This window comes from Streptomyces massasporeus (assembly GCF_014648995.1).
Lineage (GTDB): Bacteria > Actinomycetota > Actinomycetes > Streptomycetales > Streptomycetaceae > Streptomyces > Streptomyces massasporeus.
Window position 1 is genome coordinate 1 of sequence record NZ_BMSE01000001.1, and the last position, 23,199, is coordinate 23,199.

Annotated in this window: 24 protein-coding genes; 11 read left to right on the forward strand and 13 right to left on the reverse strand. The window is 71.1% G+C overall.

The annotated features are described in order from the left end of the window. Together IE153_RS00005 and IE153_RS00010 are read left to right on the forward strand one after the other, a co-directional pair. Positions 1-691, forward strand: a 691-nt coding sequence (locus IE153_RS00005) for a cytochrome c oxidase subunit I (protein ID WP_189587470.1), incomplete at its 5' end; no start/stop codon positions are given. Continuing rightward, positions 688-1,038 (forward strand): hypothetical protein, encoded by a 351-nt coding sequence (locus IE153_RS00010; RefSeq protein ID WP_189587471.1) that lies wholly within the window; start codon positions 688-690, stop codon positions 1,036-1,038. The genes IE153_RS00005 and IE153_RS00010, both read left to right, overlap by 4 nt. 92 nt (positions 1,039-1,130) lie before the next feature. Here IE153_RS00010 and IE153_RS00015 read toward each other — a convergent pair whose 3' ends face one another. Beyond that, the gene (locus IE153_RS00015) at positions 1,131-1,739 is read right to left on the reverse strand and encodes a DUF2867 domain-containing protein (RefSeq protein ID WP_189587472.1); all 609 of its coding nucleotides are present in this window, start codon (positions 1,737-1,739) and stop codon (positions 1,131-1,133) included. Positions 1,740-1,835: 96 nt separating this feature from the next. On the opposite strand from IE153_RS00015, the gene IE153_RS00020 reads away from it, so the two are divergent. Then, positions 1,836-2,396, forward strand: a complete 561-nt coding sequence (locus IE153_RS00020; RefSeq protein WP_189587473.1) for a TetR/AcrR family transcriptional regulator — start codon at positions 1,836-1,838, stop codon at positions 2,394-2,396. Between the two features lie 230 nt (positions 2,397-2,626). Here IE153_RS00020 and IE153_RS00025 read toward each other — a convergent pair whose 3' ends face one another. Continuing rightward, entirely contained in the window at positions 2,627-3,286 is a 660-nt protein-coding gene (locus tag IE153_RS00025) for a TetR/AcrR family transcriptional regulator (RefSeq protein WP_189587474.1), read from the reverse strand. Between the two features lie 192 nt (positions 3,287-3,478). Here IE153_RS00025 and IE153_RS00030 point away from each other — a divergent pair, with 192 nt between their 5' ends. Further along, the gene (locus tag IE153_RS00030) at positions 3,479-4,735 is read left to right on the forward strand and encodes a YncE family protein (RefSeq protein WP_189587475.1); all 1,257 of its coding nucleotides are present in this window, start codon (positions 3,479-3,481) and stop codon (positions 4,733-4,735) included. Here IE153_RS00030 and IE153_RS00035 read toward each other — a convergent pair. Continuing rightward, on the reverse strand, positions 4,728-6,587 hold the full coding sequence (locus IE153_RS00035) for a cellulase family glycosylhydrolase (RefSeq protein WP_189587476.1): 1,860 nt from the start codon (positions 6,585-6,587) through the stop codon (positions 4,728-4,730). The two genes, IE153_RS00030 and IE153_RS00035, sit on opposite strands and share 8 nt — an antisense overlap. An 81-nt stretch (positions 6,588-6,668) precedes the next feature. Then, positions 6,669-8,642 carry an elongation factor G gene (locus IE153_RS00040; RefSeq protein WP_189587477.1) on the reverse strand — a complete coding sequence of 658 codons (1,974 nt, stop codon included), beginning with the start codon at positions 8,640-8,642 and terminating at the stop codon, positions 6,669-6,671. A 191-nt stretch (positions 8,643-8,833) separates the two neighbouring features. Here IE153_RS00040 and IE153_RS00045 point away from each other — a divergent pair, with 191 nt between their 5' ends. From IE153_RS00045 to IE153_RS00065, 5 genes are all read left to right on the forward strand, one after another. Then, entirely contained in the window at positions 8,834-9,940 is a 1,107-nt protein-coding gene (locus IE153_RS00045; protein WP_189587478.1) for an XdhC family protein, read from the forward strand. Positions 9,941-9,995: 55 nt separating this feature from the next. Further along, entirely contained in the window at positions 9,996-10,328 is a 333-nt protein-coding gene (locus IE153_RS00050; RefSeq protein ID WP_097222480.1) for a putative quinol monooxygenase, read from the forward strand. Positions 10,329-10,460: 132 nt separating this feature from the next. After that, complete coding sequence (locus IE153_RS00055) at positions 10,461-11,468, forward strand: NADP-dependent oxidoreductase (protein ID WP_189587479.1); 1,008 nt, start codon at positions 10,461-10,463, stop codon at positions 11,466-11,468. 26 nt (positions 11,469-11,494) lie between these two features. Beyond that, a complete protein-coding gene (locus IE153_RS00060; RefSeq protein WP_189587480.1) occupies positions 11,495-12,547 on the forward strand; it encodes an alcohol dehydrogenase catalytic domain-containing protein in 1,053 nt (350 codons plus the stop codon). Between the two features lie 73 nt (positions 12,548-12,620). Continuing rightward, the gene (locus IE153_RS00065; protein ID WP_189587481.1) at positions 12,621-13,223 is read left to right on the forward strand and encodes a carboxymuconolactone decarboxylase family protein; all 603 of its coding nucleotides are present in this window, start codon (positions 12,621-12,623) and stop codon (positions 13,221-13,223) included. Here IE153_RS00065 and IE153_RS00070 read toward each other — a convergent pair. Together IE153_RS00070 and IE153_RS00075 are read right to left on the reverse strand one after the other, a co-directional pair. Continuing rightward, entirely contained in the window at positions 13,220-14,041 is an 822-nt protein-coding gene (locus tag IE153_RS00070; protein ID WP_189587482.1) for a class I SAM-dependent methyltransferase, read from the reverse strand. The genes IE153_RS00065 and IE153_RS00070 overlap by 4 nt on opposite strands. A gap of 33 nt (positions 14,042-14,074) precedes the next feature. Further along, entirely contained in the window at positions 14,075-14,584 is a 510-nt protein-coding gene (locus IE153_RS00075) for a metallophosphoesterase family protein (protein WP_189587483.1), read from the reverse strand. 209 nt (positions 14,585-14,793) lie between these two features. Between IE153_RS00075 and IE153_RS00080 the strand changes: the two genes are divergently transcribed. Together IE153_RS00080 and rfbC are read left to right on the forward strand one after the other, a co-directional pair. Then, positions 14,794-16,734: a glycosyltransferase family 2 protein gene (locus tag IE153_RS00080; RefSeq protein WP_189587484.1), complete on the forward strand. Its 1,941-nt coding sequence runs from the start codon at positions 14,794-14,796 to the stop codon at positions 16,732-16,734. A 4-nt stretch (positions 16,735-16,738) separates the two neighbouring features. Beyond that, positions 16,739-17,344, forward strand: coding sequence for a dTDP-4-dehydrorhamnose 3,5-epimerase (gene rfbC / locus IE153_RS00085; protein ID WP_189587485.1), 606 nt, complete (start codon positions 16,739-16,741; stop codon positions 17,342-17,344). A 119-nt stretch (positions 17,345-17,463) separates the two neighbouring features. Here rfbC and IE153_RS00090 read toward each other — a convergent pair whose 3' ends face one another. The 7 genes from IE153_RS00090 to IE153_RS00120 all read right to left on the reverse strand — a co-directional run bounded on the left by IE153_RS00090 (position 17,464) and on the right by IE153_RS00120 (position 23,055). Beyond that, positions 17,464-18,267 carry a class I SAM-dependent methyltransferase gene (locus tag IE153_RS00090; RefSeq protein WP_189587486.1) on the reverse strand — a complete coding sequence of 268 codons (804 nt, stop codon included), beginning with the start codon at positions 18,265-18,267 and terminating at the stop codon, positions 17,464-17,466. Further along, positions 18,254-19,141 carry a dTDP-4-dehydrorhamnose reductase gene (rfbD, locus tag IE153_RS00095; RefSeq protein ID WP_189587487.1) on the reverse strand — a complete coding sequence of 296 codons (888 nt, stop codon included), beginning with the start codon at positions 19,139-19,141 and terminating at the stop codon, positions 18,254-18,256. The genes IE153_RS00090 and rfbD overlap by 14 nt, the downstream gene beginning before the upstream one ends. Continuing rightward, positions 19,138-20,118, reverse strand: a complete 981-nt coding sequence (gene rfbB, locus IE153_RS00100; protein ID WP_189587488.1) for a dTDP-glucose 4,6-dehydratase — start codon at positions 20,116-20,118, stop codon at positions 19,138-19,140. Before rfbB ends, rfbD begins: the two co-directional genes overlap by 4 nt. Then, the gene (locus tag IE153_RS00105) at positions 20,115-21,182 is read right to left on the reverse strand and encodes a glucose-1-phosphate thymidylyltransferase (RefSeq protein WP_189587489.1); all 1,068 of its coding nucleotides are present in this window, start codon (positions 21,180-21,182) and stop codon (positions 20,115-20,117) included. The genes rfbB and IE153_RS00105 overlap by 4 nt, the downstream gene beginning before the upstream one ends. 104 nt (positions 21,183-21,286) lie before the next feature. Next, entirely contained in the window at positions 21,287-21,469 is a 183-nt protein-coding gene (locus IE153_RS00110; RefSeq protein WP_101927795.1) for a hypothetical protein, read from the reverse strand. A 156-nt stretch (positions 21,470-21,625) separates the two neighbouring features. After that, positions 21,626-22,045: a CBS domain-containing protein gene (locus IE153_RS00115; protein WP_189587490.1), complete on the reverse strand. Its 420-nt coding sequence runs from the start codon at positions 22,043-22,045 to the stop codon at positions 21,626-21,628. Positions 22,046-22,119: 74 nt separating this feature from the next. Beyond that, a complete protein-coding gene (locus IE153_RS00120) occupies positions 22,120-23,055 on the reverse strand; it encodes a LysR family transcriptional regulator (RefSeq protein ID WP_189587491.1) in 936 nt (311 codons plus the stop codon). Positions 23,056-23,199 lie beyond the last annotated feature (144 nt).

Here is a 23,199-nt window from a genome sequence, read left to right on the forward strand (position 1 = left end):
CCTCATCGCCGTACCGACCGGTGTGAAGTTCTTCAACTGGATCGGAACGATGTGGAAGGGCTCGTTGTCCTTCGAGACACCGATGTTGTGGGCCATGGGCTTTCTGATCACGTTCGTGTTCGGCGGGCTGACGGGTGTGCTGCTGGCCTCGCCGCCGATCGACTTCCACGTCTCCGACTCGTACTTCGTGGTGGCGCACTTCCACTACGTGATCTTCGGGACGGTCGTGTTCGCGATGTTCTCCGGCTTCCACTTCTGGTGGCCCAAGTTCACCGGCAGGATGCTGGACGAGCGCCTCGGCAAGATCACCTTCTGGACGCTGTTCATCGGCTTCCACGGCACGTTCCTGGTCCAGCACTGGCTCGGCGCCCAGGGCATGCAGCGGCGGATCCCCGACTATCTGGCGGTGGAGGGCCTGACCACGCTCAACACGGTGTCGAGCGTCTTCTCGTTCCTGCTCGGCATGTCGATGCTGCCGTTCTTCTACAACGTGTGGAAGACGGCGAAGTACGGCGCGAAGGTCACGGTCGACGACCCATGGGGCTACGGCCGCTCCCTCGAGTGGGCGACCTCCTGCCCGCCGCCGCGCCACAACTTCGTCGCCCTGCCGAGGATCCGCAGCGAGTCCCCGGCGTTCGACCTGCACCACGACGCCATCGCGGCGGCGGAGCGGGAGTTGACGCTCCGATGACCGCCATGGAAGGGCTCCCCGCGGACCTGCGGGCGTTCCACAACGAGGTGGAGGGCCATCTGCTGGCCGCCGCCGCACACGAGGAGTCCCGGAACGCCGCCGCCCGCTTCGCCGCCGGGCTCGACTGGCTGCCGGAGGAGCAACGGGCAGAGGTGGAACGGCAGTTCGCGGCGGAACATCTGACCCTCGCCCGGGCGTCGTGGCAGCGCACGGTCCGGCGCGGGGAGGAACTGCGGGGCGAGTACGAGAAGGTGTACCGCGCGCTCCGCGCACGGCTGCTGGCCGGACTGCTGCTGGCGGTCGCGCTGCTGGTGGGGGTGGACCTCGTGGTGCTGGTGTCGGTCTGAGCGGTTCTGGTGCCCCTCGTGCTTTCGCCCGAGCCCCCGTCGTTCGAGGAGCAGGGGGTCGGGTGGAGCCTGGGTCACAGGAAGGGGAGGCGTCAGCGTGCCGTTCGGCGCGCCGTGTTCTCCCGCCACTCCCGGCCGATCGACCGCATCAGGGCCGGGTACACCCCCAGGTACCGGAAAGGTCTGATGCCGAGCATGTACAGGGAGCCGAGGCGGCCGTTGGGCTTCACCAGGACGGCCATCTGGCCGCGGTAGCCGCCGTTCCCGTCGGAGACCCAGCCGATGTGCATCACCCCGTGCATGGTCTTGTTGGCGTACTCGGCGGCCCACTCGTCGTGTGTCTGGAAGACCGAGGTGAAGGGCGCCGCGCTGAGGTCGGGCCCCTGCGGCCCTTCGCGCAGGTCGTCCGGCAGCCGGTCGCGCAGCGTCGCCACCCGGCCGCCGACGCCCGAGTCCGGCTTGTCCCAGCCGAGCAGCGCGCCGAGCTTCCAGCGCACCGCGAAGAGGAAGCGGCCCACGCGGTTGCCGCCGTCCGGACCGCCCTCGCCACCCGCCATCTGCTGGACCAGGTGGTGCAGGTCGTCCGGGCCGCCCGGCGTCGGCAGCGCCCACAGATCCTCGAGCCGGAAGTCGCCGGCGATCTCGTGAATCCGCCAGGGGCGGGACGTGTGGTCGGTCGAGGGAAGGCGCAGATCGCTCATGGCGGATCCTTGTCTATACGGTGGCGTATAGATCGAGCATAGACCCATCTATACGGCTCCGTATACTTGGCCGGGACATGTGAGGGGAGACACAGCATGGGCGCGATCCGTACGCCGCGGGACAAGTGGATCGAGGAGGGTCTGCGGGCACTCGCCGCCGGCGGCCCCGAGGCCGTCCGGGTCGAGGTCCTCGCCCAGGCGCTCGGCGTCAGCAAGGGCGGTTTCTACGGCTACTTCCGCAACCGTGCCGGACTGCTGGAGGAGATGCTCGACACCTGGGAGCGAGCGGTCACCGAGGATGTCATCGAGCGGATCGAGCGCGACGGGGGCGACGCCCGCGAGCGGCTCGGGCGGCTCTTCGACTTCGTGGGTTCGGGCGAGGCCCGCGTGACCAGCGCCGGGGTCGAGCTCGCGATCCGCGACTGGGCCCGGCGCGACGAAGACGTCGCGCGTTGCCTCCGCCGGGCCGACAACCGGCGCATGGACTATCTGCGCGAGCTGTACGGGGCCTTCTGTCCCGACGAGGGCGATGTCGAGGCCCGCTGCCTGATCACCTTCTCGCTGCGCATCGGCGACCACCTCATCGCAGCCGACAACGGCCCGCGCAGCCGCAGGGAGGTCCTCGCCGCGGTCAGGAAGCGGTTGTTGAGCCAATAGCCGGTCAGACCCTGGTCGAGGGGGGCTCCTCGGCACCTGGTTCAGGCGCCGCCGCCGTCCGGCCCCTGGTCCGCGGTGCCGGTCTCTCGGCGGTGGCCGTGAGCCGCTCCGCGGAGCGCGCCGGCGCCGGTCCCGCCCGGCAGGGGCCGGGACCGGTCAGGGGCCGGGCGGCGTGCGGCGTGCGTCGTGGGGCGTGGGGCAGGACGCTCCCCCGCACCCGGCGACTGCCGTCACCCTTCCGGCTTCCACCCCGGCGGCCACAAGATCCCCAGCAACTGCCGGACCAGTTCGTCGACGACCTCGTCGAGGGTCGCGTCGACCCAGCCGGCGCTCCAGTCGTGCAGCAGGCCGTTGACGCTGCCGATGAAACCCGTCGCGGCGAGGCGGTAGTCGCGGGGCGCGGCCTCTCCGCGTGCGGCGGCCGCGTCGGCCTCGGCGCAGATGAGGTCGACCCAGCCGGCCCGGCGGGCGAGCCGCTGCTCCTCCAGCCGGGGGCTGACGCCGATGATCTCGACGAAGGTGATGCGGATCCGGCGCGGGTCGGCGGCGACGTTCCCGGCGTAGGCGCGGAAGATGGCGGTGGCTCGTTCGACGAGCGGCAAGTCCGCCGCGCCCGCGGCCGCCTCCAGGACCGCCGCCTCGGCCCAGCCGTTGACCTGGAGGTGCAGCGCGGCGAGCACGTCCTCGAGGGTGCGGAACTCCTCGTAGAACTGGCGCGTGGACAGCCCGGCCGTCTCGCTGAGGGCCGCGACCGTGGTGGAGCGGAAGCCGGGGGTGTCACCGAACAGTTGGAGCGCGGCGTCGAGGAACCGCCGACGCCGCTCGGCCTGCCGCTCCTGCGCGGTCTTGCCGCCGTAGCGGCCGGTCGGCGCTCTGAGTCTGCCCGGCACCGGCTCTCCCTTCGTTGTTCGACCACTGATTTTGTCGTGCACGCGGTCTTGTGGAGAAGGCCGCCCCTTCCTTACTTTGCAGTAAGTTCACTCTGAAAGCGCGTGTGTTCAGATTCCACCCGCCCAGCTTTGGCATGTCCCACTCACGACGCTCACTCCACGGCAGACCCCACAGCAGAGAGGGGAGCAGTCATGCCCGTCTTCCGACGCCGGCACCTGTGCTCCGTAGCCGCAGCCCTCGCCCTGACCGTCACCGCTCCCGCGACCGCCGCCACCGCGGCCTCCCCGGACTCCTCCGCCGCGCTGCGCGAGGTGCTGTTCGTGGGCAACAACTGGGACGGCACCGCCGATGTCATCCGGTCCTCCGGTGACTTCGCGAAGATCGGTCGCATCGACGTCATCCCCGACAAGGACGAGCGGATGGCGGCGATCAACGCCGATCCGATCAAGTGGATCTACTTCATGGCGATCCGCAACAGCGTCGGCGAGGGCCACGACCAGTTCGTCGACGACATGTACTCCACACCGGACGGGACCTCGGTGGTCGTCTCCCGGCCGAGCTTCGCCGACGTCGTCTCGATCGACCTCGCCTCCGGGAAGCTCAACTGGCGCTTCCCCGTGTCCGGTTACCGCTCCGACCACATGGCCGTCTCCCCCGACGGCAAGCGGGTCGCGGTGTCGGCGTCGACCTCCAACACCGTCCATGTGCTGGACATCGTCTCCGGCAAGGAACTGGGCAAGTTCGGCACCGGCGACAAGCCGCACGAGAACATCTTCACTCAGGACGGCAAGTACATCTACAACATGGCGATCGGCGACGTGAACACGCAGACCGACGCCCCGTGGCTGGACTGGACGAAGGGCGACCGGCGCATCACGGTCGTCGACGCCACGACGTACAAGCAGGTCAAGGTCATCGACATGCGCCCGCAACTGGACGCGCTCGGCCTCAAGGACCACTCCGACGCCGTCCGCCCGGCCGTCTTCTCGCCGGACGAGTCGAAGCTGTACTTCCAGGTCTCCTTCTTCAACGGCTTCTTCGAGTACGACATCGCCACCGACAAGATCACCCGCACCAAGACCCTGCCGAAGAACCCGGCGACCAGCGACGACCGCACGACCTTCGTCAACGACTCGCGCCACCACGGCATCTCGATGAGCCCGGACGGCCGCAAGCTGTGCGTCGCGGGCACGATGGACGACTACGCCACCGTCGTCGACCGCGCCACCCTCCAGGAGGGCCCGCTCGTCACCGCCTCCAAGCCCTACTGGGCCACGGTCAGCGGTGACGGCAAGTCCTGCGTCGTGTCCGAGAGCGGCACCGACCAGGTCACGGCCATCGACTTCGCCACCGGGAAGAAGGTCGTGTCCGTGCCGGTCGGCGACCACCCGCAGCGCGTCCGGCTCGGCCATGTGGCGGCCGGCTGGACGAACCCGCCCGCTAGTTGACCTCCTTCGCCGCCCAGGCCGCCAGTTCGGAGCGGGCCGCGGCGAGCAGATCCGCCGAGGGAGCCGTCGCCCCGTTGGTCACCAGCGCGTAGTGCAGGACACCCGAGTCCGGCGCGGTGAGCAGCAGGCGGCGGCTTCCCGTGCCGCCGGGCTCCTGCGCCACGCCGACCGGTGTCGTCGAGGTGTACGCCGGTGGGGCGTGGACCGCGCCCAGGTCGGAGACGACCGTGGTGGACGCGGTCGGGAAGCTCGCCGGCAGGTGCAGTTCGGTGGGCGCCGAGCCGCCGTCGGAGCGCCACAGCAGCAGCCCGTACTGTCCTGACCCCACGAGTCGTTGCACGTTCGGCAGGGAGCCGGGTACCGGGTTCCAGGCCAGGGTCGTCGACCCGTCCCGGGAGCGGTCCTCGTAGGTGAAGCCGACGGTCCGGCCGGCCGTGGCGCTGGGGTAGAGGCGGTCCAGGAGCCGGGCGTCCTGGCGCAGCACCGGTGTGCCGGAGTCGTCGAGGCGTACGGCGGAGAGGTCCTCGTCGTTCCAGGCGTCGCCGGTGGTGAGCACCTTGTCGGGGTTGCCGTTCATCAGCTCGTGATGGCGGCCGGTGTAGATGTCCCACTGCCACTGGGAGCCGGAGAGCACGGATCCCGAGGCGGCCGGGTCGGTCCACCAGTCGGCGCCCTTGAGGCGTGAGTCGAGGGCCTGGTACATCGCCTTGAGGACCGTCGGCGCCTTGTCGGAGACGTTGCCGGCCAGGGGGTGTCCGAACTCGCTGACGACGGCGGCCGTCTGCGCGGCGGCGGCGCGGTCGCGGACGGTGCGGAAGTCGCCCGCGTACTGGCCGTCGGCGGCCTTGCCCCACATGAAGACGCCGGAGATGGCCTTCTGGTCGTAGAAGTGGGTGTTGAAGACGTAGCGCGGCCCGAGTTTGCCGGCGTCGAGCAGGCCGCCCTCCTGCTTCTGGAAGTCGAGGTTGGCGTTCCAGAAGAGGTTCGGCTCGACGAAGGCGGGCTTGTCTCGCCAGCCGGCCGTGTCCATGCGGGCCCGGAACCTCTCGTAGAACGGCCAGAGCACGTCCTTCTCCCAGGCGCGGCTGGTCTGGCCGGAGTCGTACACACCCGCGTGCGGCTCGTTGTACGGGTCGAAGCCGACGACGCCCTTGAACTGATCGGCGCTCAGGTGCTGCTGGACGTAGGCCATGGTCTTCTGAGCTGTGTCGAGGAAGGCGTCCTGCACGCCGTGCGCGTTGTGCCAGAAATCGTACGTGGCACGTGTCACCGCCTGGTTCTGGGTGATGTTCTGCCCCCAGAAGAGGCAGATCCCGCAGGACTCGTCCGGGTAGTTCCCGGCGTCCACCGCCCACTTGGGCGCGCCGTCACCGGTGTACCAGCTGTCGGTGTCGAACAGGTGCCGGGAGTAGAGGTCCTGGTGGAAATCGGGGTAGACGCGGATGCCGGCGTCGAGGAAGGCCTTCATCTGGTCGGTCGCGGCGGCCAGGTAGGCCGTGTCGACCTGGCCGCGCTCGGGCTCGGCGTACGCCCAGGAGAGCAGGAAGCGGACGGTGTTGCCGCCGCCGAGGGCGCGCAATGCGGTCGCCGACTTACGGGCGTCGGCGACCGAGGCGAAGGGCAGGCCCTTGTTCTCCGCGAGCTTGGTCTCACCGGAGACGTTGTAGCCGCGCAGCACGATCTCGCGGCCGTGGGCGTCGGTGAAGCGGCCGTCCCGCACGGTGACGGCCGGGTCGTCGAACCAGAGGGAGCCGGGAGGAGGAGCGGCGGTGGCCGGCGGGACGCCTGCCACCGACACGGAGCCGAACAGGACGACCAGGACAACCAGCAGACGCGCTCGGATAGTCGGCATGTCCACTACAGTCCGGCGATATCAGGACACCGTCAACACCTCTGACTCTGGAGTAAGTTCTGCTCGGCCGACCCTCACACTTCAGCCACTCACCCTCCGTGTCACGTTCAACACGTACTCCTTCCTGTTCAGCGGGTTGTGGTCGGTGCGCGGGCGCTCGGGGATCGTGCCGTGGGTGACCGGCGCGTAGCGGGCGAAGGAGCTCTCCAGCTCGCCCTCGCCGCGGGTGAGTCCCGGCAGCTGGTGTTCGAGGGCGTGCACCCGGGCGGCCGGTACCGTGCCTTCGAGGACACAGACGTCCTCCCGGTTCCGCGTCGTCTCGGGCACGGCCCCGAGCCCGGCGAGGACCGGCAGCAGGGCGCCGAGGGTGTCGGCGGGCGCCTCGACGCGGAAGCGGTGCATCGGCTCGTGGACCCGCGTCCCGGCCCGCCGCAGCGCCTCGATCAGCACCAGCGGGGTCACGCCGCGGAAGTCGGCCCCCGTGCTCGACATGCTCTTGTCGAAGCCCTGGTGGGCGTGACTCTGCCGGGGCGAGTAGCCGCTGTGGGTCATGGTGACCACGCAGTCGGTGACCTGCCAGCCGTGCAGACCCTGGTCGAGGGTCTCGCGCACGGTGTCCTCGACGGCTTTGAAGAAGGCGTACGGCATCGATCCGAGCTCCACCTCCAGCCGGAAGCCGACACCCGAGCCGACCGGCGCGGGGTCGACGCGCAGGCCGACGGTCGCGAGGAACGGGTTCGGGTCCTTCTTGTTGAACTCCACGGCCTGCCCGGTGCCGACGGGCCGTTCGACGCAGAGCGGAGTCGTCTCGCGGAAGGTGACGTCGAGGCCGTACTCCTCGGCGAGGGTGGCCTGGATGACCTCCTTCTGCACCTCGCCGTACAGCGAGACCGAGGTCTCCTGGCGGCGTTCGTCGCGGCGCAGGCCGATCAGCGGGTCCTGTTCGGCGAGTTGGGTGAGCGCGAGGTGCAGCGCTCCCCGGTTCACGCCCGGACCGGGGACGACGACCGTCTCCAGGGTCGGCGGGGCGAAGAAGTGCTCGTACGCCGTGCGGGGTTCGCCGATCGCGTCGCCGATCCGGATGTCGCCGAGCCCGGTGAGGCGGGCGATCCGGCCGGCGGCGACGGAGTCCTCACGAGTGTCCGTGCCGTGGCCGAAGACGCTGATGCCGGTGATCCGGCCTTCGGCGCCGTCCGTGCCGAAGGGGACCCGGTCGCGGGTGCGCAGGGTCCCGGAGAACATCCGGGCGTAGGCGACCTTCTCCCCCGCCGGGCCCCGGTCGACCTTGAACACGGTGGCGGAGACCGGCCCGTCCGCGTCGCCGTCTGCAGCCGGAAGCAGCGTTTCGATGCCGGACAGGAGCGCCTTCACTCCCGCGCCCGTGGCGGCGGAGCCGAAGTAGACCGGGTGGACGAGCGCCTCCCCGGTCTGCGCGGCGAGGGACCTGTGCAGCGCTGCGTCCGTGACGGTGTTCTCGACGTACGCGGCCAGCAGGGCGTCGTCGTGCCCGGTCAGGACGTCGAGGGCGGCGGCCGGTCCGAGCCCGGGAATGAAGCGGGCCGCGCGGGTGCCGAGGCCGGCGGCGGTCCCCATCGGCACGATCGCCGGGGTCAACCGGGCCGAGATCTCCCGCAGCACCGCCTCGTGGCGCGCCCCGCTCCGGTCGATCTTGTTGACGAAGAGCAGGGTCGGGATGCGCAGCCGCCGCAGCGTCCGCATCAGCACCCGCGTCTGCGCCTGCACCCCTTCGACGGCGGAGATCACCAGGACGACGCCGTCCAGCACGCCGAGGACGCGCTCCACCTCGGCGATGAAGTCCGGGTGGCCTGGGGTGTCGATGAGGTTGACGGTCACGCCGTCGAGCGGGAAGGAGACGACGGCGGACTTGATGGTGATGCCGCGCCGGCGCTCCAGGGCGAGGGTGTCGGTGCGGGTGTTCCCGTCGTCGACACTGCCGATCTCGTCGATCACCCCGGCCGAATGGAGCAGCCGCTCGGTCAGGCTGGTCTTACCGGCGTCGACATGGGCGAGAATTCCCAGGTTGAGCATGTGCACGAAGCGTCATGTCCTTTGGAGAGAGGTCCTTTCCTGACTGGGGGGACATGCACGCAGTGCGCATCTGGCGCTCCTTCGGACTCGGTGACGTCGCTGTCCTGAGCAGTGCAGCAGACCGGCACGGAGAGCCACAACGGAATTAACCGCTGCCGGGGTACCCGGCGGGGTGCGCGCAAGGAAGGGAGCGGCTCGTGCGTGACGTTCTCCCGGTGCTCGGCCGCTGGTACGCGGCCGGGGTGCCGTTCGGACTCGCGACGGTCGTCCAGGTCAGCCGCAGTGCGCCGCGCGACCCGGGCGCGGCGATGGCGGTGGGCCCGGACGAGGAGGTCGTGGGCAGCGTCTCCGGGGGCTGTGTCGAGGGTGCGGTGTTCGAGCTGGCGCAGGAGGTCGCCGCGGGCGGCGAGGCCCGTCTCGAGACCTTCGGCTACAGCGACGAGGACGCCTTCGCGGTCGGCCTGACCTGCGGCGGCGAGATCACTCTGCTCGTGCGCGCGGTCACGGCCGAGCGGGATCCCGGCTTCGGCGCCGTCGCGGACTCGGTCGCGGCGGGCGAGCCGGTCACCGTGGCGACCGTGACCGACGGCCCGGCCCCGCGCGGGGCGGCCCTCGCCGTCTGGCCGGACCGGACCCTCGGCACGCTCGGCGCGAGCGGCCTGGACGCGGCCGTGACCGCCGACGCCCGCGGCGAACTCGCTCTCGGCGCCACCGGCCTGCGGCACTATGGGCCCGAGGGGCAGCGCCGCGAGGACTCCGTGAGCATCTTCCTGCAGTCCTTCGCGCCGCCGCCGCGGATGCTGGTCTTCGGCGCGATCGACTACGCCGCGGCCGTGGCCCGCATCGGGGACTTCCTCGGCTACCGGGTCACCGTCTGCGACGCCCGCCCCGTCTTCGCCACGCCCCGGCGCTTCCCGGAGGGCGTCGAGGTGGTCGCCGAGTGGCCGCACCGCTATCTGCGCGACACCACCACGGACGAGCGCACGGTGATCTGCGTCCTCACCCACGACCCGAAGTTCGACGTGCCGCTGCTGACGGAGGCGCTGCGCCGCCCGGCCGCCTACATCGGGGCGATGGGCAGCCGCCGCACCCACGCCGACCGGGCGGAACGGCTGGCCGAGGCCGGGCTCACGGAGCGCGAGCTGTCCCGGCTGCGCTCACCGGTCGGCCTCGACCTCGGGGCGCGTACACCCGAGGAGGTGGCGGTGTCCGTCGCCGCCGAGATCGTGGCGCTGCGGTGGGGCGGCACCGGCGCGCCGCTGACCGCGACGGAGGGGACGGTCCATCCGTACCGTTCCTCCTGAATCCCCAGTGCACTTCCGCACTTCCGCACTTCCGCACTTCACCGAAGGGAATCCCATGATCTTCATCACCGCGAAGTTCCGCGTCCGCCCCGAGCACGCCGACCGCTGGCCCGAGATCGCAGCCGATTTCACCCGGGCGACGCGCGCCGAGCCCGGCTGCCTGTGGTTCGACTGGTCGCGCAGCGTGGACGAGCCGTCGGAGTACGTCCTCGTCGAGGCCTTCCGCGACGACGAGGCCGGAGCCGCACACGTGCAGTCCGCGCACTTCAAGGCCGCGCAGCAGACGCTGCCCCCGCATCTGGCCGAGACGCCGCGCATCGTGAACGCGAACGTCCCGCAGGACGACTGGTCGCTCCTCGGGGAGATGGCGGTGCCGGGACAGGAGTAGCTCGCCGCCCGGGGCCGGCCGCCCGCGTGAGCCGTGAGTCGGGGCGCTCCAGCTCTTGCCTCGGACGGCCGGCACCCGTACGCTCACGGCCATACCGACTGGGCGGTATGTAGCCGAGGAGAGGCGCCGGAGATGAGCACGATCAACCGCCAGATACGCCTGGCCGCACGTCCCGTGGGAGAGCCGCGCCCCACAGACTGGGAGCATGCCGAGGAGCCGACGGCGCAGCCGGGCGACGGGGAGTTCCTGGTGCAGGTGCTCTGTCTGTCGATCGACCCGGCGATGCGCGGTTGGATGAACGCGGGCAGGTCCTACATCCGGCCGGTGGAGATCGGCGAGGTGATGCGCGCCGGCGCGGTGGGCAGGGTGGTCGCCTCCCGGCACTCCGGATTCGCGGTCGGCGACCATGTGTCGGGCACGTTCGGCGTGCAGGAGTACTGCGTGTCGGACGGGCGCGGCGTGACCAAGGTCGACCCCGCGGTCGCTCCCCTGCCGACCTTTCTCGGCACGCTCGGCATGTCGGGCCTGACGGCCTACTTCGGCCTGATCGAGGTCGGGCGTCCCGAGCCGGGGCAGACCGTCGTGGTCTCCGGAGCGGCCGGGGCCGTCGGCAGCGTCGTCGGGCAGATCGCCAAGATCCTCGGATGCAGGGTCATCGGCATCGCCGGCGGCGAGGCCAAGTGCCGCCTGGTGGTGGACGAGTTCGGATTCGACGCCGCGATCGACTACCAGAGCGAGGACGTCCGCAAGGCCCTGCGCGAACACGCACCCGACGGCGTCGACGTGTACTTCGACAACGTCGGCGGCGACGTTCTGGACGCCGTGCTGCTGCGGCTGGCGCGCGGCGCCCGCGTCGTGGTCTGCGGCGCGATCTCCCAGTACAACAGCACCAAGCCGCAAGGCCCCGCCAACTACCTGTCGCTGCTGGTGAACCGCGCCTCCATGACGGGCATCGTGGTCTTCGACTACGCCGATCGGTACGCGGAGGGCATCGCGCAGATGGCCACGTGGCGGGCGGAGGGCCGGCTGAAGTCCCTGGAGGACGTGGTGTCCGGCTCGGTCGCGGAGTTCCCCGACACCCTGATGCGCCTGTTCCGTGGTGACAACCACGGCAAGCTGGTGCTGAAGATCGCCGACTGACCGGGCCGAGGGGAGGGAGAGATCCGATGAAGGCACTGACCTACCACGGCCGTCACGACATCCGCTTCGGGGACGTCCCCGACCCGGCCGTCACCGGGCCCGCCGACGCGGTGGTACGGGTGACTGCGGCCGGCATCTGCGGCAGCGACCTGCACATCTACGGTGGCAACGGGTTCAGCCCGGACCTGGGCTACACACCGGGACACGAGTGCGTCGGCGTGGTCGTCGACACCGGCAGCCAGGTCACCCGCTTCAAGCCCGGCGACCGGGTCCTGGTGCCCGCCTCTGTCGGCTGTGCGCAGTGCCGGCAGTGCGCGGCCGGGTTCACCGCCCGGTGCGAGCGCGCCACGTCGGCGACGGAGCTCTGCTACGGAGTCGGTCCGAAGCTCCCGGGCAGCCAAGCCCAGGCCCTGGCGGTGCCCTGCGCCGACGTCAATCTGGTGCACCTGCCCGAGGACATCTCCGACGAGGCCGCCGTCGTCCTGACGGACAACGCCCCCACCGCCTGGTACGGCTGCCGCCGTGCCCGTATCCAGCCCGGTGAGACCGTCCTGGTCGTCGGCCTCGGCCCGGTCGGGCTCATGGCCGCTCAGTCGGCCTTCGCGATGGGCGCGGCACGGGTGCTGGGCGTGGACCTGGTCGCGGAGCGCCGCGCCTTCGCGTCCGGCCTGGGCGTCGAGCCGGTCGAGGGTGACGACGTACGGGCGGCCATCCGGGACATGACCGCCGGCCGCGGGCCGGACGCCGTCGTCGAGGCGGTGGGTTCCGACGCCACCATCGGGCTCGCCCTCAAGGCCGTCCGGCAGGCCGGCCGGGTCAGCGTCATCGGGGTCAGCCAGAACAAGGCGTTCCCGTTCCACATGTACCTGGCGCAGGTCAAGGAACTGGAGTTCGCGATCGGGCTGTGCTCGGTGCACTACGAACTCCCTCCCCTGATCGCCCTCACCCGTGCCGGACGGATCAAGCCCGAGGTGGTGGTCTCCCACCGCTTCGCCCTCTCCGACGGGCCGGCGGCGTACGAACTGTTCGCCGGCCGCTCCGACGGCGTCCGCAAGATCGTGCTCGACCCGACGGGCTGACCGCTCACGCCTCTTCACTGCCGGGTGTTCAGCCGGTCTCCTAGGGTGATTCCCTCGGAAACCGGAGGCCGCCATGCCACAGCGCGACGAAGACGCCCGACCGACCCGACCGCGGCTGAAGCCGCTCCCCGAAGAACAGTGGGACCCCCGCACCCGGGAACTGCTGGCCGTCGCTCCCCACGATCCCGGGGGCGGGGTCCCGAACATCTTCACCACGCTCGTGCGCCACCCCGATCTCTACGAGCAGTTCCTGCCGTTCGGCGGCCAGCTGCTCGGCAGGGGTCGGCTGCCGGGAGACGTGCGCGAGTTGCTGATCCTGCGCACCGCCTGGAACACCCGGTCTCGGTACGAGTGGGGGCGGCACCTTCCCCTGGCCAGGGCCGAGGGCGTCACGGACGCGGACATCGATCGCATCGGCGAAGGGCCGGAGGCACCCGGCTGGACGGACCTCCAGAGGCACCTGATCCGTGCGGCGGACGAGTTGCACGGCGATGCCACGATGTCCGACGCGACCTGGGAGGGTCTGGCCGAGCACTTCGGCGAGGCCGAACTGATCGAGATCGCCATGCTGGTGGGGCAGTACCACATGGTGGCCTTCTTCCTGAACGCCACCGGTGTGGAACTGGATTCCGGCTTCGACAGCACCGGCTTCGCGGAGGGACGACTGGGGACCTAGGTGGCTCGCTGCGAGCCGGCGTCCACCGGTCTGCGGCCCCACGCGGAGATCATCGGCGAGGTGGCGAGGTCCAGGCGTCCCGCCTCGACGGCGGCGAGATGCCCGTCGATCTCCTCGTGCGTGGCGAGCCCTGCGGCGACGAGCCTGTCCCGCACCTGCCGGACGGTGGCCGCCTCCAGGATGTCGCAGGCGGGCGAGGTGACCGGGAAGTAGGCGTCGGCCTCGACGTCCACGAGGCCCGCCTCGCGCAGTAGTCGCGGGAGTCGGCGTCCGTAGGAGAGATCGGCACCGCGCCGCCGCAGCAGTTCCCGGAAACCGGCGCGGAGCCGGTTCGCCCGCTCCTGCTCGGGGCCGTGCTGGTCGGGGCAGATCAGCGGCTGCAGCGCGGGGTCGGCGTCCTCGACCAGCAGCAGCCCGCCGGGGCGCAGTGCTCCGATCATGGCGCGCAGCGCGGCGTCGCGCTCGGTGACGTGGACCAGCACGAGACGGGCGTGCACCAGGTCGAAGGGGCCGGGCGGCGGATCGTCGCGGCCGACGTCGTGCCGGAGCACTTCGACGCCCTCGGTGGCGGCCGTCCCGGTCCAGGAGACGTCGATGTCGGTGGCGAGCACGCGCCCGGTGGGCCCGACCCGCTCGCGCAGCCACGCCGCCACGCTCGGCCCGCCGGCCCCGACCTCCCAGCACCGCCACCCCTCGGCGATGCCGGCCGCCTCGACGTGCCGGAACGTGGAGGCGTCGAAGAGGGCAGCCAGCGCGTCGAAGCGCGTCCCGGCCTCGGCCTGCCGGTTGTCCAGGAGATATCCCTCGTCCCGACCCATGCGCCGATCATGTCACGACGCGGGCAGGGCGGTTCAGCGCGGTGGGCGGGGCGGCAGCCGGTGCAGTTCCACGTCCGTGAGCCGCCCCTCGGCGATCGTGGCGGTCATGTACGTGCAGTGGGGCTGGCGGCGCCGGTCCGTCGGGGAGCCCGGGTTCAGCAGCCGCAGGCCGGAGGGGGCCGTGGTGTCCCAGGGGATGTGGCTGTGGCCGAAGACCAGCACGTCCAGATCGGGGAAGCGGGCGGCACACCGCTGCTCCCGGCCCTGCTTGGCACCCGTCTCGTGGATCACGCCGAACCGCACCCCGCCCAGTTCCACGTACGCCACCTCGGGCAGCCGGGCGCGCAGATCGGGCCCGTCGTTGTTGCCGTACACCCCGACGAGCCTGCGACAGCGGGCCTCCAGCAGATCGAGGGTCTCCACGTCGACCCAGTCCCCGGCGTGGAACACGACGTCGGCCATCGGGAGTTCGGCGAGCAGGGGGGCGGGCAGTTCCCTGGCCCGCTTGGGCAGGTGGGTGTCCGACAGAAGGAGCAGGCGCACCTCCTCAGCCTAGGGGCTGCGAGCCGCTCCCGCCCGCAACCCGCTTGACCGCGAACAGACAGACGCCGCAGCTCAGTTGCCCTGCCCGCGGAGATGATCACGGCGAGGTCTCGAAAGGTGAGGCGACCTCGCCCAGCGGGTTAGCATCGGGCAACACGCAGTACAACAGGACGTCTACGGCAAGCGACCCGAAGGGGCCCGGAAACCCGATGCCGGTCAAGGTCAGCGTCATCGTCCCCGTGTACAACCCGGGGATCTACATCGAGGACTGCATCTCCTCGCTGCAGCGGCAGTCGCTGCCTCCCGACGAGTTCGAGGTGATCTTCGTCGACGACGGCTCGACCGACGAGACCCCGGCCCGGCTCGACGCGCTCGCCGCCGAGGACCCCCGGATGAAGGTCATCCACCAGGAGAACTCCGGCTGGTCGGGCAAGCCCCGCAACGTCGGCATCGAGGCCTCCCGGGGCGAGTTCGTGATGTTCGTCGACAATGACGACTACCTGGGCGACGAGGCCCTGGAGCGGATGTACGACTACGGCACGGCCAACGGCGCCGACGTCGTCGTGGGCAAGATGGCCGGCAAGAACCGCGGGGTGCCGGTGGAGCTGTTCCGCCGCAACCACCCGCGTGCCACCGTCGAGAACGCCCCGCTCATCGACAGCCTCACCCCGCACAAGATGGTCCGCCGGGCCTTCCTGGACCGCATCGGCCTGCGCTTCCCCGAGGGCAGACGGCGCCTGGAGGACCACGTCTTCATCGCGGAGGCGTATCTGCGCGCGGAGAACGTCTCGGTGCTCAGCGACTACGTCTGCTACTACCACATCCGGCGGGACGACGGCTCCAACGCGGGCTTCGAACGCTTCGATCCCGTCGGCTACTTCAAGAACCTGCGCGAGGCCCTCGACGTCGTCGAGCAGTACACGGAGCCGGGTCCGGTGCGCGACCGGCTGTTCCGGCGGTGGCTGCGCGTGGAGATGGTGGAGCGGCTGCGGGCCCGGCGCCTGCTGAACCTGCCGGACGACTACCGCCGCGAGCTGTTCGGGGAGATCCACGAGGTCGTCGTCGAGCGCTTCGGACCCGGTGTCGCCGCCGGACTGCAGCCGACACAGCAGGTCATCGCCGCGCTGACGGCGGCCGACCGCTACGACGACGTGGTGGCCTTCGCGGAGTGGGAGGCGGGTGTCGCCCCCACGGCGGCCCCCGGGGACATCGAGTGGCGTGACGGTTCGCTCCGTATCGGCTTCACGGCCGAGTACCTGTCCGGCGGCGAGCCGATGCTGTTCCCCGCCGACGCCGGGGCCGCGCCGCTGACCGACGTACCGAAGGACGTGACCGAGGCGGTGCGCTGGGTGGCCTCGGAGACCGCCGCACGGTTCGGGCAGGCCACGGCCGATCTGCTGCTGCGGGAGCGCACCAGCGCCGCCCAGTACTTCCAGCCGGTGGAGTTCACCCGCGAGACCGTGCCGGTCGGGGACGGCGAGGAGGTCCGGCTGGTGCTGCGGGGGACCGCCACGGTCGACCCGGGCGTCCTGCCGCGTGACGGCGCCTGGGACGCACTCGTCCGGGTGAAGTCGGGCGGCTGGACCAAGGAGTGCCGGCTGGGCCCGGCGCCGCGCGAGGACCGGCCCGTGCCCTCTGCGGGGGTCGTCGGCGACCGCCCGGTCCTGCCGTACTGGACCACACCGCACGGCAACCTCTCCCTGGAACTCGGCGCGCGCGGCAAGCGGCTCGGGCTGGGCCGCGTGGAGCTGGGGGACGTCACCGTCTCCGACGACCGGTTCCGGGTGCTGCTCCCGCTGCACGTCCCGGGCGACTCGCGGGTGCGGCTGAGGTTCGTCTCCTCCCGCCGGATCCTGGAGACACCGGGCACCCTCTCCCCCGACGCGGGCCGGCCGGGCTCGGTGCTGGAGGCGGTCCTGCCCGAGGACCTCTCGGACGACGTCTGGCGGGTGGCCGTGTGCCCGAACCCGGGCTCCGACCGGGCCCGTTTCGCCGGTCTGCCGTTCGCGCTGCGGGTCGGGGGCGGGAGCGTGCTGGTGACGCCGGTGCCGGGGCCCGGTGTCGCGCTGCGGCTGGCCCGGCGCGCCCGGCGGGTGCTCGGTACCGCCCGCCGGAAGGTGAACTCCCGTATCAGGACCGGAGGGCGGTGACGGCATGCGACCGCTGGGAATAGCAGGCTCCTGGGTACTCGAGCCCAAGATCTTCCCGGATGACCGGGGAAGCTTCCACGAGTGGTACCGCGGTGCGGAGTTCCGCGAGGCGACGGGGCACGACCTGTCGCTGGCCCAGGCCAACTGCTCGGTCTCCAGGCGGGGCGTGCTGCGGGGTGTGCACTTCGCCGACGTGCCGCCCAGTCAGGCCAAGTACGTCACGTGCGTCCGCGGTGCCGTCCTGGACGTGGTGGTCGACATCCGCGTGGGCTCCCCCACCTATGGGACGTGGGAGGCCGTACGGCTCGACGACGACACGCGGCACGCAGTGTTCCTCGCGGAGGGCCTCGGTCACGCCTTCATGGCCCTCACGGACGACGCGACGGTGGTCTACCTGTGCTCGGAGGGCTACGCCCCGGGCCGTGAGCACGGCATCCACCCCTTGGACCCGGCGCTGGGCATCGAGTGGCCCGAGGGCATCACCCCGCTCCTGTCCCCCAAGGACGAGCAGGCCCCGACGCTCGCCGAGGCGGAACGCCAGGGGCTTCTGCCCTCGTACGAGGCGTGTCTGGCGTACTACGAGGAACTGCGGAGCGGGCAGGGGGCGTAGCCCTCGGCCCGAGCTCGGACACACCGCAGGCCCGGACGCGATCGGCGTCCGGGCCTGCGCTACGTGCGGGGAAGGAGCATCGGCGCCGGCCGCCCCCGAGCGGTGGCCGGCGCCGTCGTTCAGCGGCTCACGCCGACCTGCTGCAGGGCCTTGCGCAGGGGCTCCCAGCCGATGGAGCGGGGCAGGCCGCGGTTGCGGGCCTGGGCGAGGGGGCGCCAGAAGCCGGCTTCCAGGAGGGTCTCGGGGCGGACCGCACCGGCCCGCTCCAGGATCGCCTCGGGGACCTTCTGCGGGTCGGGGATCTTGTACTCGGCCATGATCTCGTCGTACTTGTCGTGCAGGACCCGGTTGTCCGGGTCGGCGCCGAAGACGACCAGCTGGCCGGTGGGGGCGGTGTCCACCTGCACCGTGACCAGGTCCGGGCGGTAGCGGGCCAGCACCTCGGTGATCTTGTAGACGTCGCCGGTCCAGGCGTTGGTGTGCCGGTCCCGGGCCGCCTCGTCCACGCTGCGCGGCAGCATGTCGTCGAGGACGATCACACTGCCCCAGTCCGAGTACTTCTCGACGTTCATGAAGTCGCGCAGCGCGAACTCGAACAGGTGCATGCCGTCGATGAACGACAGGTCCAGCGTCGTCTTGCGCCAGTAGCCGATCGGGCTGCGGCCACGGCGCAGGTTGCGCAGCGGGTGACGGCCGCCCTTGAGGTGCTGGAGGGGATTGTCACGCGCGAAGAAGTCGTCGCTGGTGGCCTTCACCAGGTGGACGTCGCACCTCAGCTCCGAGACCACCTTGAAGGCGGGGTCGATCGCGATGCTGGGGACGCGGGACAGCGTCAGGCTGCGCCCGTCGTTGACGCCGATCTCCAGGTAGTTGCGATTGGCGCTGACCTTGTGCAGTTCCCGGAGGAACTCATGGCGTTTCACGAGGAAGACCTTCCTTGCGGATGCGGGGCAGTGCTTCGTGCAGGGCGGAGCGCCAGTCGCGCGGCAGCGGCAGGCCGATCTCCTGCCAACGGCGGTGCGCGAGGGCGCTGTACGCCGGGCGGGGCGCGGGCCGGGGGAAGGCCGCGCTGCTGGTGGGGCGCACCCGGTCCGGGTCGGCGCCGATGAGGGAGAACACCTCCCGGGCGAGGTCGAACCAGGTCGCCTCGCCGGAGTTGGTCGCGTGGAAGACGCCGTGCGCCTCGAGGCCGAGCCGGGGGCCGAGGTCGGCGATCCGCTCGGCGACGTCCGCGCTCCAGGTCGGCTGCCCGCGCTGGTCGTCGACGACGTCGAGGGTGTCCCGGCGGGCTTCCAGTCCGATCATGGTGCGGACGAAGTTGGAGCCGTGGACGCCGTAGAGCCACGCCGTGCGCAGCACCGCGCTCGCCCCGGGGAGTTCCTCCAGCACGGCCCGCTCCCCGGCCAGTTTGGTACGGCCGTAGGCGGTGCGGGGGCCGGTCGGGTGGTCCTCCGGGTAGGGGGTGGTGCGGGCCTCGCCGGAGAAGACGTAGTCCGTGGAGACGTGGATCAGGCGGGCGTCGTGCGCGGCGCAGGCCCGGGCCAGCAGGCGCGGGCCGTCGCCGTTGATCTCCAGGGCGCGGGCCTCGTCCGTCTCGGCGTCGTCGACGGCCGTGTAGGCGGCGCAGTTCACGACCACGTCGGGGCGGTGCTCCCGCACGGCGGAGTCGACGGCCGGGGGGCTGGTGATGTCCAGGGCCGCGCGGTCGAGGCCGACGACGCTCCCGCCGCGGCGCGTGAGTTCCTCGACGACGTCACGGCCGAGCATCCCGCCCGCGCCGGTGATCAGCCACCTCATGCCCGCTCCTGGGCGACGCGCTGCTTCAGGGGCTCCCACCAGGCCCGGTTGTCGCGGTACCAGGCGACGGTCTCGGCGAGGCCGGTGGTGAAGTCGTGGCGGGGGCGGTAGCCGAGTTCGTCGCGGGCCTTGGAGCAGTCGACGGAGTAGCGCAGGTCGTGGCCCTTGCGGTCCTCGACGTACTCCACCCGGTCCCAGTCCGCACCGCAGGCGTCCAGGAGCAGGCCGGTGAGTTCCTTGTTGGTGAGTTCGGTGCCGCCGCCGATGTTGTAGACCTCGCCGGGACGGCCCTTGGTGCGGGCGAGGTCGACGCCCTGGCAGTGGTCGTCGACGTGCAGCCAGTCGCGGATGTTGCGGCCCTCCCCGTACAGCGGCACCTTGTGGCCGTCGAGGAGGTTGGTGACGAACAGCGGGACGACCTTCTCGGGGAACTGGTGCGGGCCGTAGTTGTTGGAGCAGCGCGTGACGCGCACGTCCAGGCCGTGGGTGCGGTGGTAGGCCAGCGCGAGGAGGTCGGAGGAGGCCTTGGAGGCCGAGTAAGGCGAGTTCGGCTGGAGCGGGTGGTCCTCCGGCCACGAGCCGGTCTCGATGGAGCCGTAGACCTCGTCGGTGGAGACGTGCACGAAGGGGCCCGTGCCGTGGCGCAGGGCGGCGTCCAGCAGGGTCTGGGTGCCGAGGACGTTGGTGCGGACGAAGTCGGCGGCGCCGCTGATCGAGCGGTCGACATGGGACTCGGCGGCGAAGTGCACGACCTGGTCCGCGTCGGCCATCAGCTTGTCGACCAGTTCGGCGTCGCAGATGTCGCCCTGCACGAACTCCAGCCGCGGGTGGGTCAGTTCGAGGTTGTCGAGGGTGCCGGCGTAGGTGAGCTTGTCCAGCACGGTGATGCGCGGCGCGTCGGGCGCCTCCGAGGCGAGCAGGGCCCGGACGTAGCGGGAGCCGATGAACCCGGCGGCGCCGGTGACGAGGAGGTTCATGAAGTGATCTGCACCTTGCTGTGATCTCCGAGGACGAGACGGTGGGCGCTGGGAACGCTGGGGGCGGGGGTCACCTCGACGTGCCGGCCGATCAGCGAGGCCTCGATGCGGCCGACGCCCTGGATCGAGGAGTCCCGTAGCACGATGGAGAACTCCAGCTCGCTGTCGGTGATCCGGCAGTTCTCGGCGACGGAGGTGAAGGGGCCGACGTAGGAGTTGCTGACGACGGTGCCCGAGCCGATGACGACGGGTCCGACGACACGGGAGTTGACGATCCGGGCACCCTCTTCGAGCACGACGCGCCCGATGGTCTCCGACGCGTCGTCCACCTCGCCGTCGATGCGGCGCTCCATGGCTTCGAGGACCGTGCGGTTCACCTCGAGCATGTCGCCGACGTTGCCGGTGTCCTTCCAGTAGCCCTTGATGACCGTGGAGCGCACGTCGGCGCGGGTGTCGATCAGGTGCTGGATGGCGTGGGTGATCTCCAGTTCGCTGCGCCAGGAGGGTTCGATGGCGCGGACCGCCTCGTGGATGAGGGGCGTGAACATGTAGACGCCGACGAGCGCGAGATCGCTCTTGGGCTGGTCGGGCTTCTCCTCCAGGCCGATCACCTGGCCGGACGGGTCGAGTTCGGCGACGCCGAAGGCGCGCGGGTCGGCCACGCGCGTGAGCAGGATCTGGGCGTCGGGCCGGTTGCCGCGGAACTCCTCGACGAGGCCGGTGATGCCGCCGACGATGAAGTTGTCGCCGAGGTACATCACGAAGTCGTCGTCACCGAGGTAGTCCCGGGCGATCAGCACCGCGTGGGCCAGCCCGAGGGGCCGCTCCTGGGGGATGTAGGTGACCTTGAGGCCGAACTTCGACCCGTCCCCGACCGCTTCCTCGATCTCCTCGGCGGTCTCCCCGACGATCATGCCGACGTCGGTGATACCGGCCTCGGCGATCGATTCCAACCCGTAGAACAGCACGGCCTTGTTGGCCACGGGCACCAGTTGTTTGGCCGACGTGTGCGTGATCGGCCTCAGTCTTGTTCCTGCGCCGCCGGACAGCACGAGAGCCTTCATTCGGTTCACCTTAGTCGTGATCCGGCGGATGTGAACATCACTTCTTTTAGTTGTCGATGCGCGGAGTTACTCGGATCGACACCGCGCGGTCCACGAGGGAGGTATCAGTCCTCACCCCGGACGATGTTCCACTCCGCCCCGGAGTGCGTCACTCCGGGCGTGCCCCGGTCCTCGACGGCGGGGAGGCAGGTGCGCAGCGCGGCCTTTCCGCGCAGACGGCGTGCCTTCGACCAGCCGGTCTCGTGCTGACGGACGACGGGCTTCTCACTGGTGTCCATGGACTCCACGACTCATCATCTTCCTTCTGCTTCCACTGCTGTTCGAGTCCCCAGTGAAAAACCGAACAAACCCGGACCGGAGCACCTGCGGCGCGATGCCGAACTGCGGTGCTGCGACCCGGGGTTCGGAGGATGTGTTCGGAAGACGCGTTCGAACGGGGCCCGTCAGGCGTTGGGGCGCGCGGCGCTGATGTCACCGAGCGCCGATTCCGGGTCACGCTCCATGGCCATGTCGCCCAGGGAGACGATGCCGACGGGATGCCCGTGGTCGACGACCGGGATGCGGCGCACGGAGTGCTCGCGCATCAGCTCCACCGCCTGGGCCAGGTCCTCGTCGGGGCCGACGGTGACCAGCTCGTCGCTGCACGCGTCGGCGACGGTGATCCGCTCCGGGTCGCCGCCCCGGCTGACGGTCCGCACCACGATGTCACGGTCGGTGACCACCCCGCGCAGCCGGTCGCCGTCCGTCACCAGTACGGCTCCGAGGTCCTCGTCGCGCATGATGCGCGCGACCTCGGCGACGGAGGTCTGTGGTTCGACGGTGACCGGGTCGCCGGTCATGATGTCGCGGACATGCTGAGCCATGATGTTCCTCTTCCTTCGGCTCGTGGTGGCTTCTCCGTCCTGCGCCGCGGCGGGTACCCGGTCGGTCCGCGGTGTCACCAGGTGCGGCCGGCCTCCAGCAGACGGTCGCGGACGAGGGTCACGTGCGGGTTGTCCGAGGTGCCCGGCCGCTGGACGAGGAAACCGGTGTTGATCGGCGCGTCCTCGGGGGCGTCGAGGAGGACCAGGGCGCCGGACGCCAGTTCCCCGGCGCACAGGTAGCGCGGCAGCACGCTGTAGCCGGCACCGGCCGTGACCAGCGCGAGGACGGCCCTCAGGTCCGGGACCGAGACGGCGGCGCGGCAGTTCAGGCGCCGGCCGAAGACGTGCCGCCAGTAGCGGCGCACGATGGGCAGGTCCTCGGCGTACGTGATCAGCGGGATGTCGTGCAGCGCGGCGGGTCCGTCGGCGGCCGGGCGCCGCGCGAGGCGGTCGGCCCAGGCGGGGGCGGCGACCAGGACGAACTCCTCGTCGGTCAGCGGCACCGCGGACAGGGTGCGGCCGCGGGGCCGGGTGGTGGCGATCACCAGGTCGTGGCGGCCGGCGCGCAGTTCGTCGAGCAGGGGCTCGGTCAGCCCCATGGTCACGCGCAGCCGTACGCCCTCGGTGACGAGCGGGGCGAGGGCGGGCAGGGCCCGGGTGGACAGCAGCTCGGCGGGCCCGGCCAGGTGGACCGGCTCGGCGCGCGAGCGCTCCCGGGGGCCGTGACCCGTGGCCTCCGCGAGCGCGTCGAGGGGGGCCGCGACGCGGGCGGCGAGTTCGTCGGCCACTGCGGTCGGGGCGACGCCGCGCGGCAGCCGTTCGAAGAGCTCCCGGCGGGTCTGCCGCTCCAGGGAGCGGATCTGCGTGGTGACGGTCGGCTGGGACAGGCCCAGCAGCTGCGCGGCGGCCGTGAAGGAGCCGGACCGGTAGACGGCCAGAAAGGTGCGCAGCAGGTTGAGGTCGGACTGCGCGGGCGTGCCGGACGCGCTGAGGGGATCGAGGGGCCTCACACGAGCCGACCCTACTGCGCTGCGCCATTGGAATCCCTATGGCTGCCATTGGCCCTGCCATTGGAAAACCGGCGATCCGGGGGCCTACCGTCGACCTCATCCGAATCATCGCCGCGCTGTCCGACCGCGGCCCGTCCTCACGGA

What these genes read in the sequence shown, in the direction of transcription:
- IE153_RS00010 (WP_189587471.1), top strand. Translation starts at nt 688, where the DNA reads ATGACCGCCATGGAAGGGCTCCCCGCGGACCTGCGGGCGTTCCACAAC.
- IE153_RS00015 (WP_189587472.1), bottom strand. Translation starts at nt 1,739, where the DNA reads ATGAGCGATCTGCGCCTTCCCTCGACCGACCACACGTCCCGCCCCTGG.
- IE153_RS00020 (WP_189587473.1), top strand. Translation starts at nt 1,836, where the DNA reads ATGGGCGCGATCCGTACGCCGCGGGACAAGTGGATCGAGGAGGGTCTG.
- IE153_RS00030 (WP_189587475.1), top strand. Translation starts at nt 3,479, where the DNA reads ATGCCCGTCTTCCGACGCCGGCACCTGTGCTCCGTAGCCGCAGCCCTC.
- IE153_RS00035 (WP_189587476.1), bottom strand. Translation starts at nt 6,587, where the DNA reads ATGCCGACTATCCGAGCGCGTCTGCTGGTTGTCCTGGTCGTCCTGTTC.
- IE153_RS00050 (WP_097222480.1), top strand. Translation starts at nt 9,996, where the DNA reads ATGATCTTCATCACCGCGAAGTTCCGCGTCCGCCCCGAGCACGCCGAC.
- IE153_RS00055 (WP_189587479.1), top strand. Translation starts at nt 10,461, where the DNA reads ATGAGCACGATCAACCGCCAGATACGCCTGGCCGCACGTCCCGTGGGA.
- IE153_RS00060 (WP_189587480.1), top strand. Translation starts at nt 11,495, where the DNA reads ATGAAGGCACTGACCTACCACGGCCGTCACGACATCCGCTTCGGGGAC.
- IE153_RS00065 (WP_189587481.1), top strand. Translation starts at nt 12,621, where the DNA reads ATGCCACAGCGCGACGAAGACGCCCGACCGACCCGACCGCGGCTGAAG.
- IE153_RS00070 (WP_189587482.1), bottom strand. Translation starts at nt 14,041, where the DNA reads ATGGGTCGGGACGAGGGATATCTCCTGGACAACCGGCAGGCCGAGGCC.
- IE153_RS00080 (WP_189587484.1), top strand. Translation starts at nt 14,794, where the DNA reads ATGCCGGTCAAGGTCAGCGTCATCGTCCCCGTGTACAACCCGGGGATC.
- rfbC (WP_189587485.1), top strand. Translation starts at nt 16,739, where the DNA reads ATGCGACCGCTGGGAATAGCAGGCTCCTGGGTACTCGAGCCCAAGATC.
- rfbD (WP_189587487.1), bottom strand. Translation starts at nt 19,141, where the DNA reads ATGAGGTGGCTGATCACCGGCGCGGGCGGGATGCTCGGCCGTGACGTC.
- rfbB (WP_189587488.1), bottom strand. Translation starts at nt 20,118, where the DNA reads ATGAACCTCCTCGTCACCGGCGCCGCCGGGTTCATCGGCTCCCGCTAC.
- IE153_RS00105 (WP_189587489.1), bottom strand. Translation starts at nt 21,182, where the DNA reads ATGAAGGCTCTCGTGCTGTCCGGCGGCGCAGGAACAAGACTGAGGCCG.
- IE153_RS00115 (WP_189587490.1), bottom strand. Translation starts at nt 22,045, where the DNA reads ATGGCTCAGCATGTCCGCGACATCATGACCGGCGACCCGGTCACCGTC.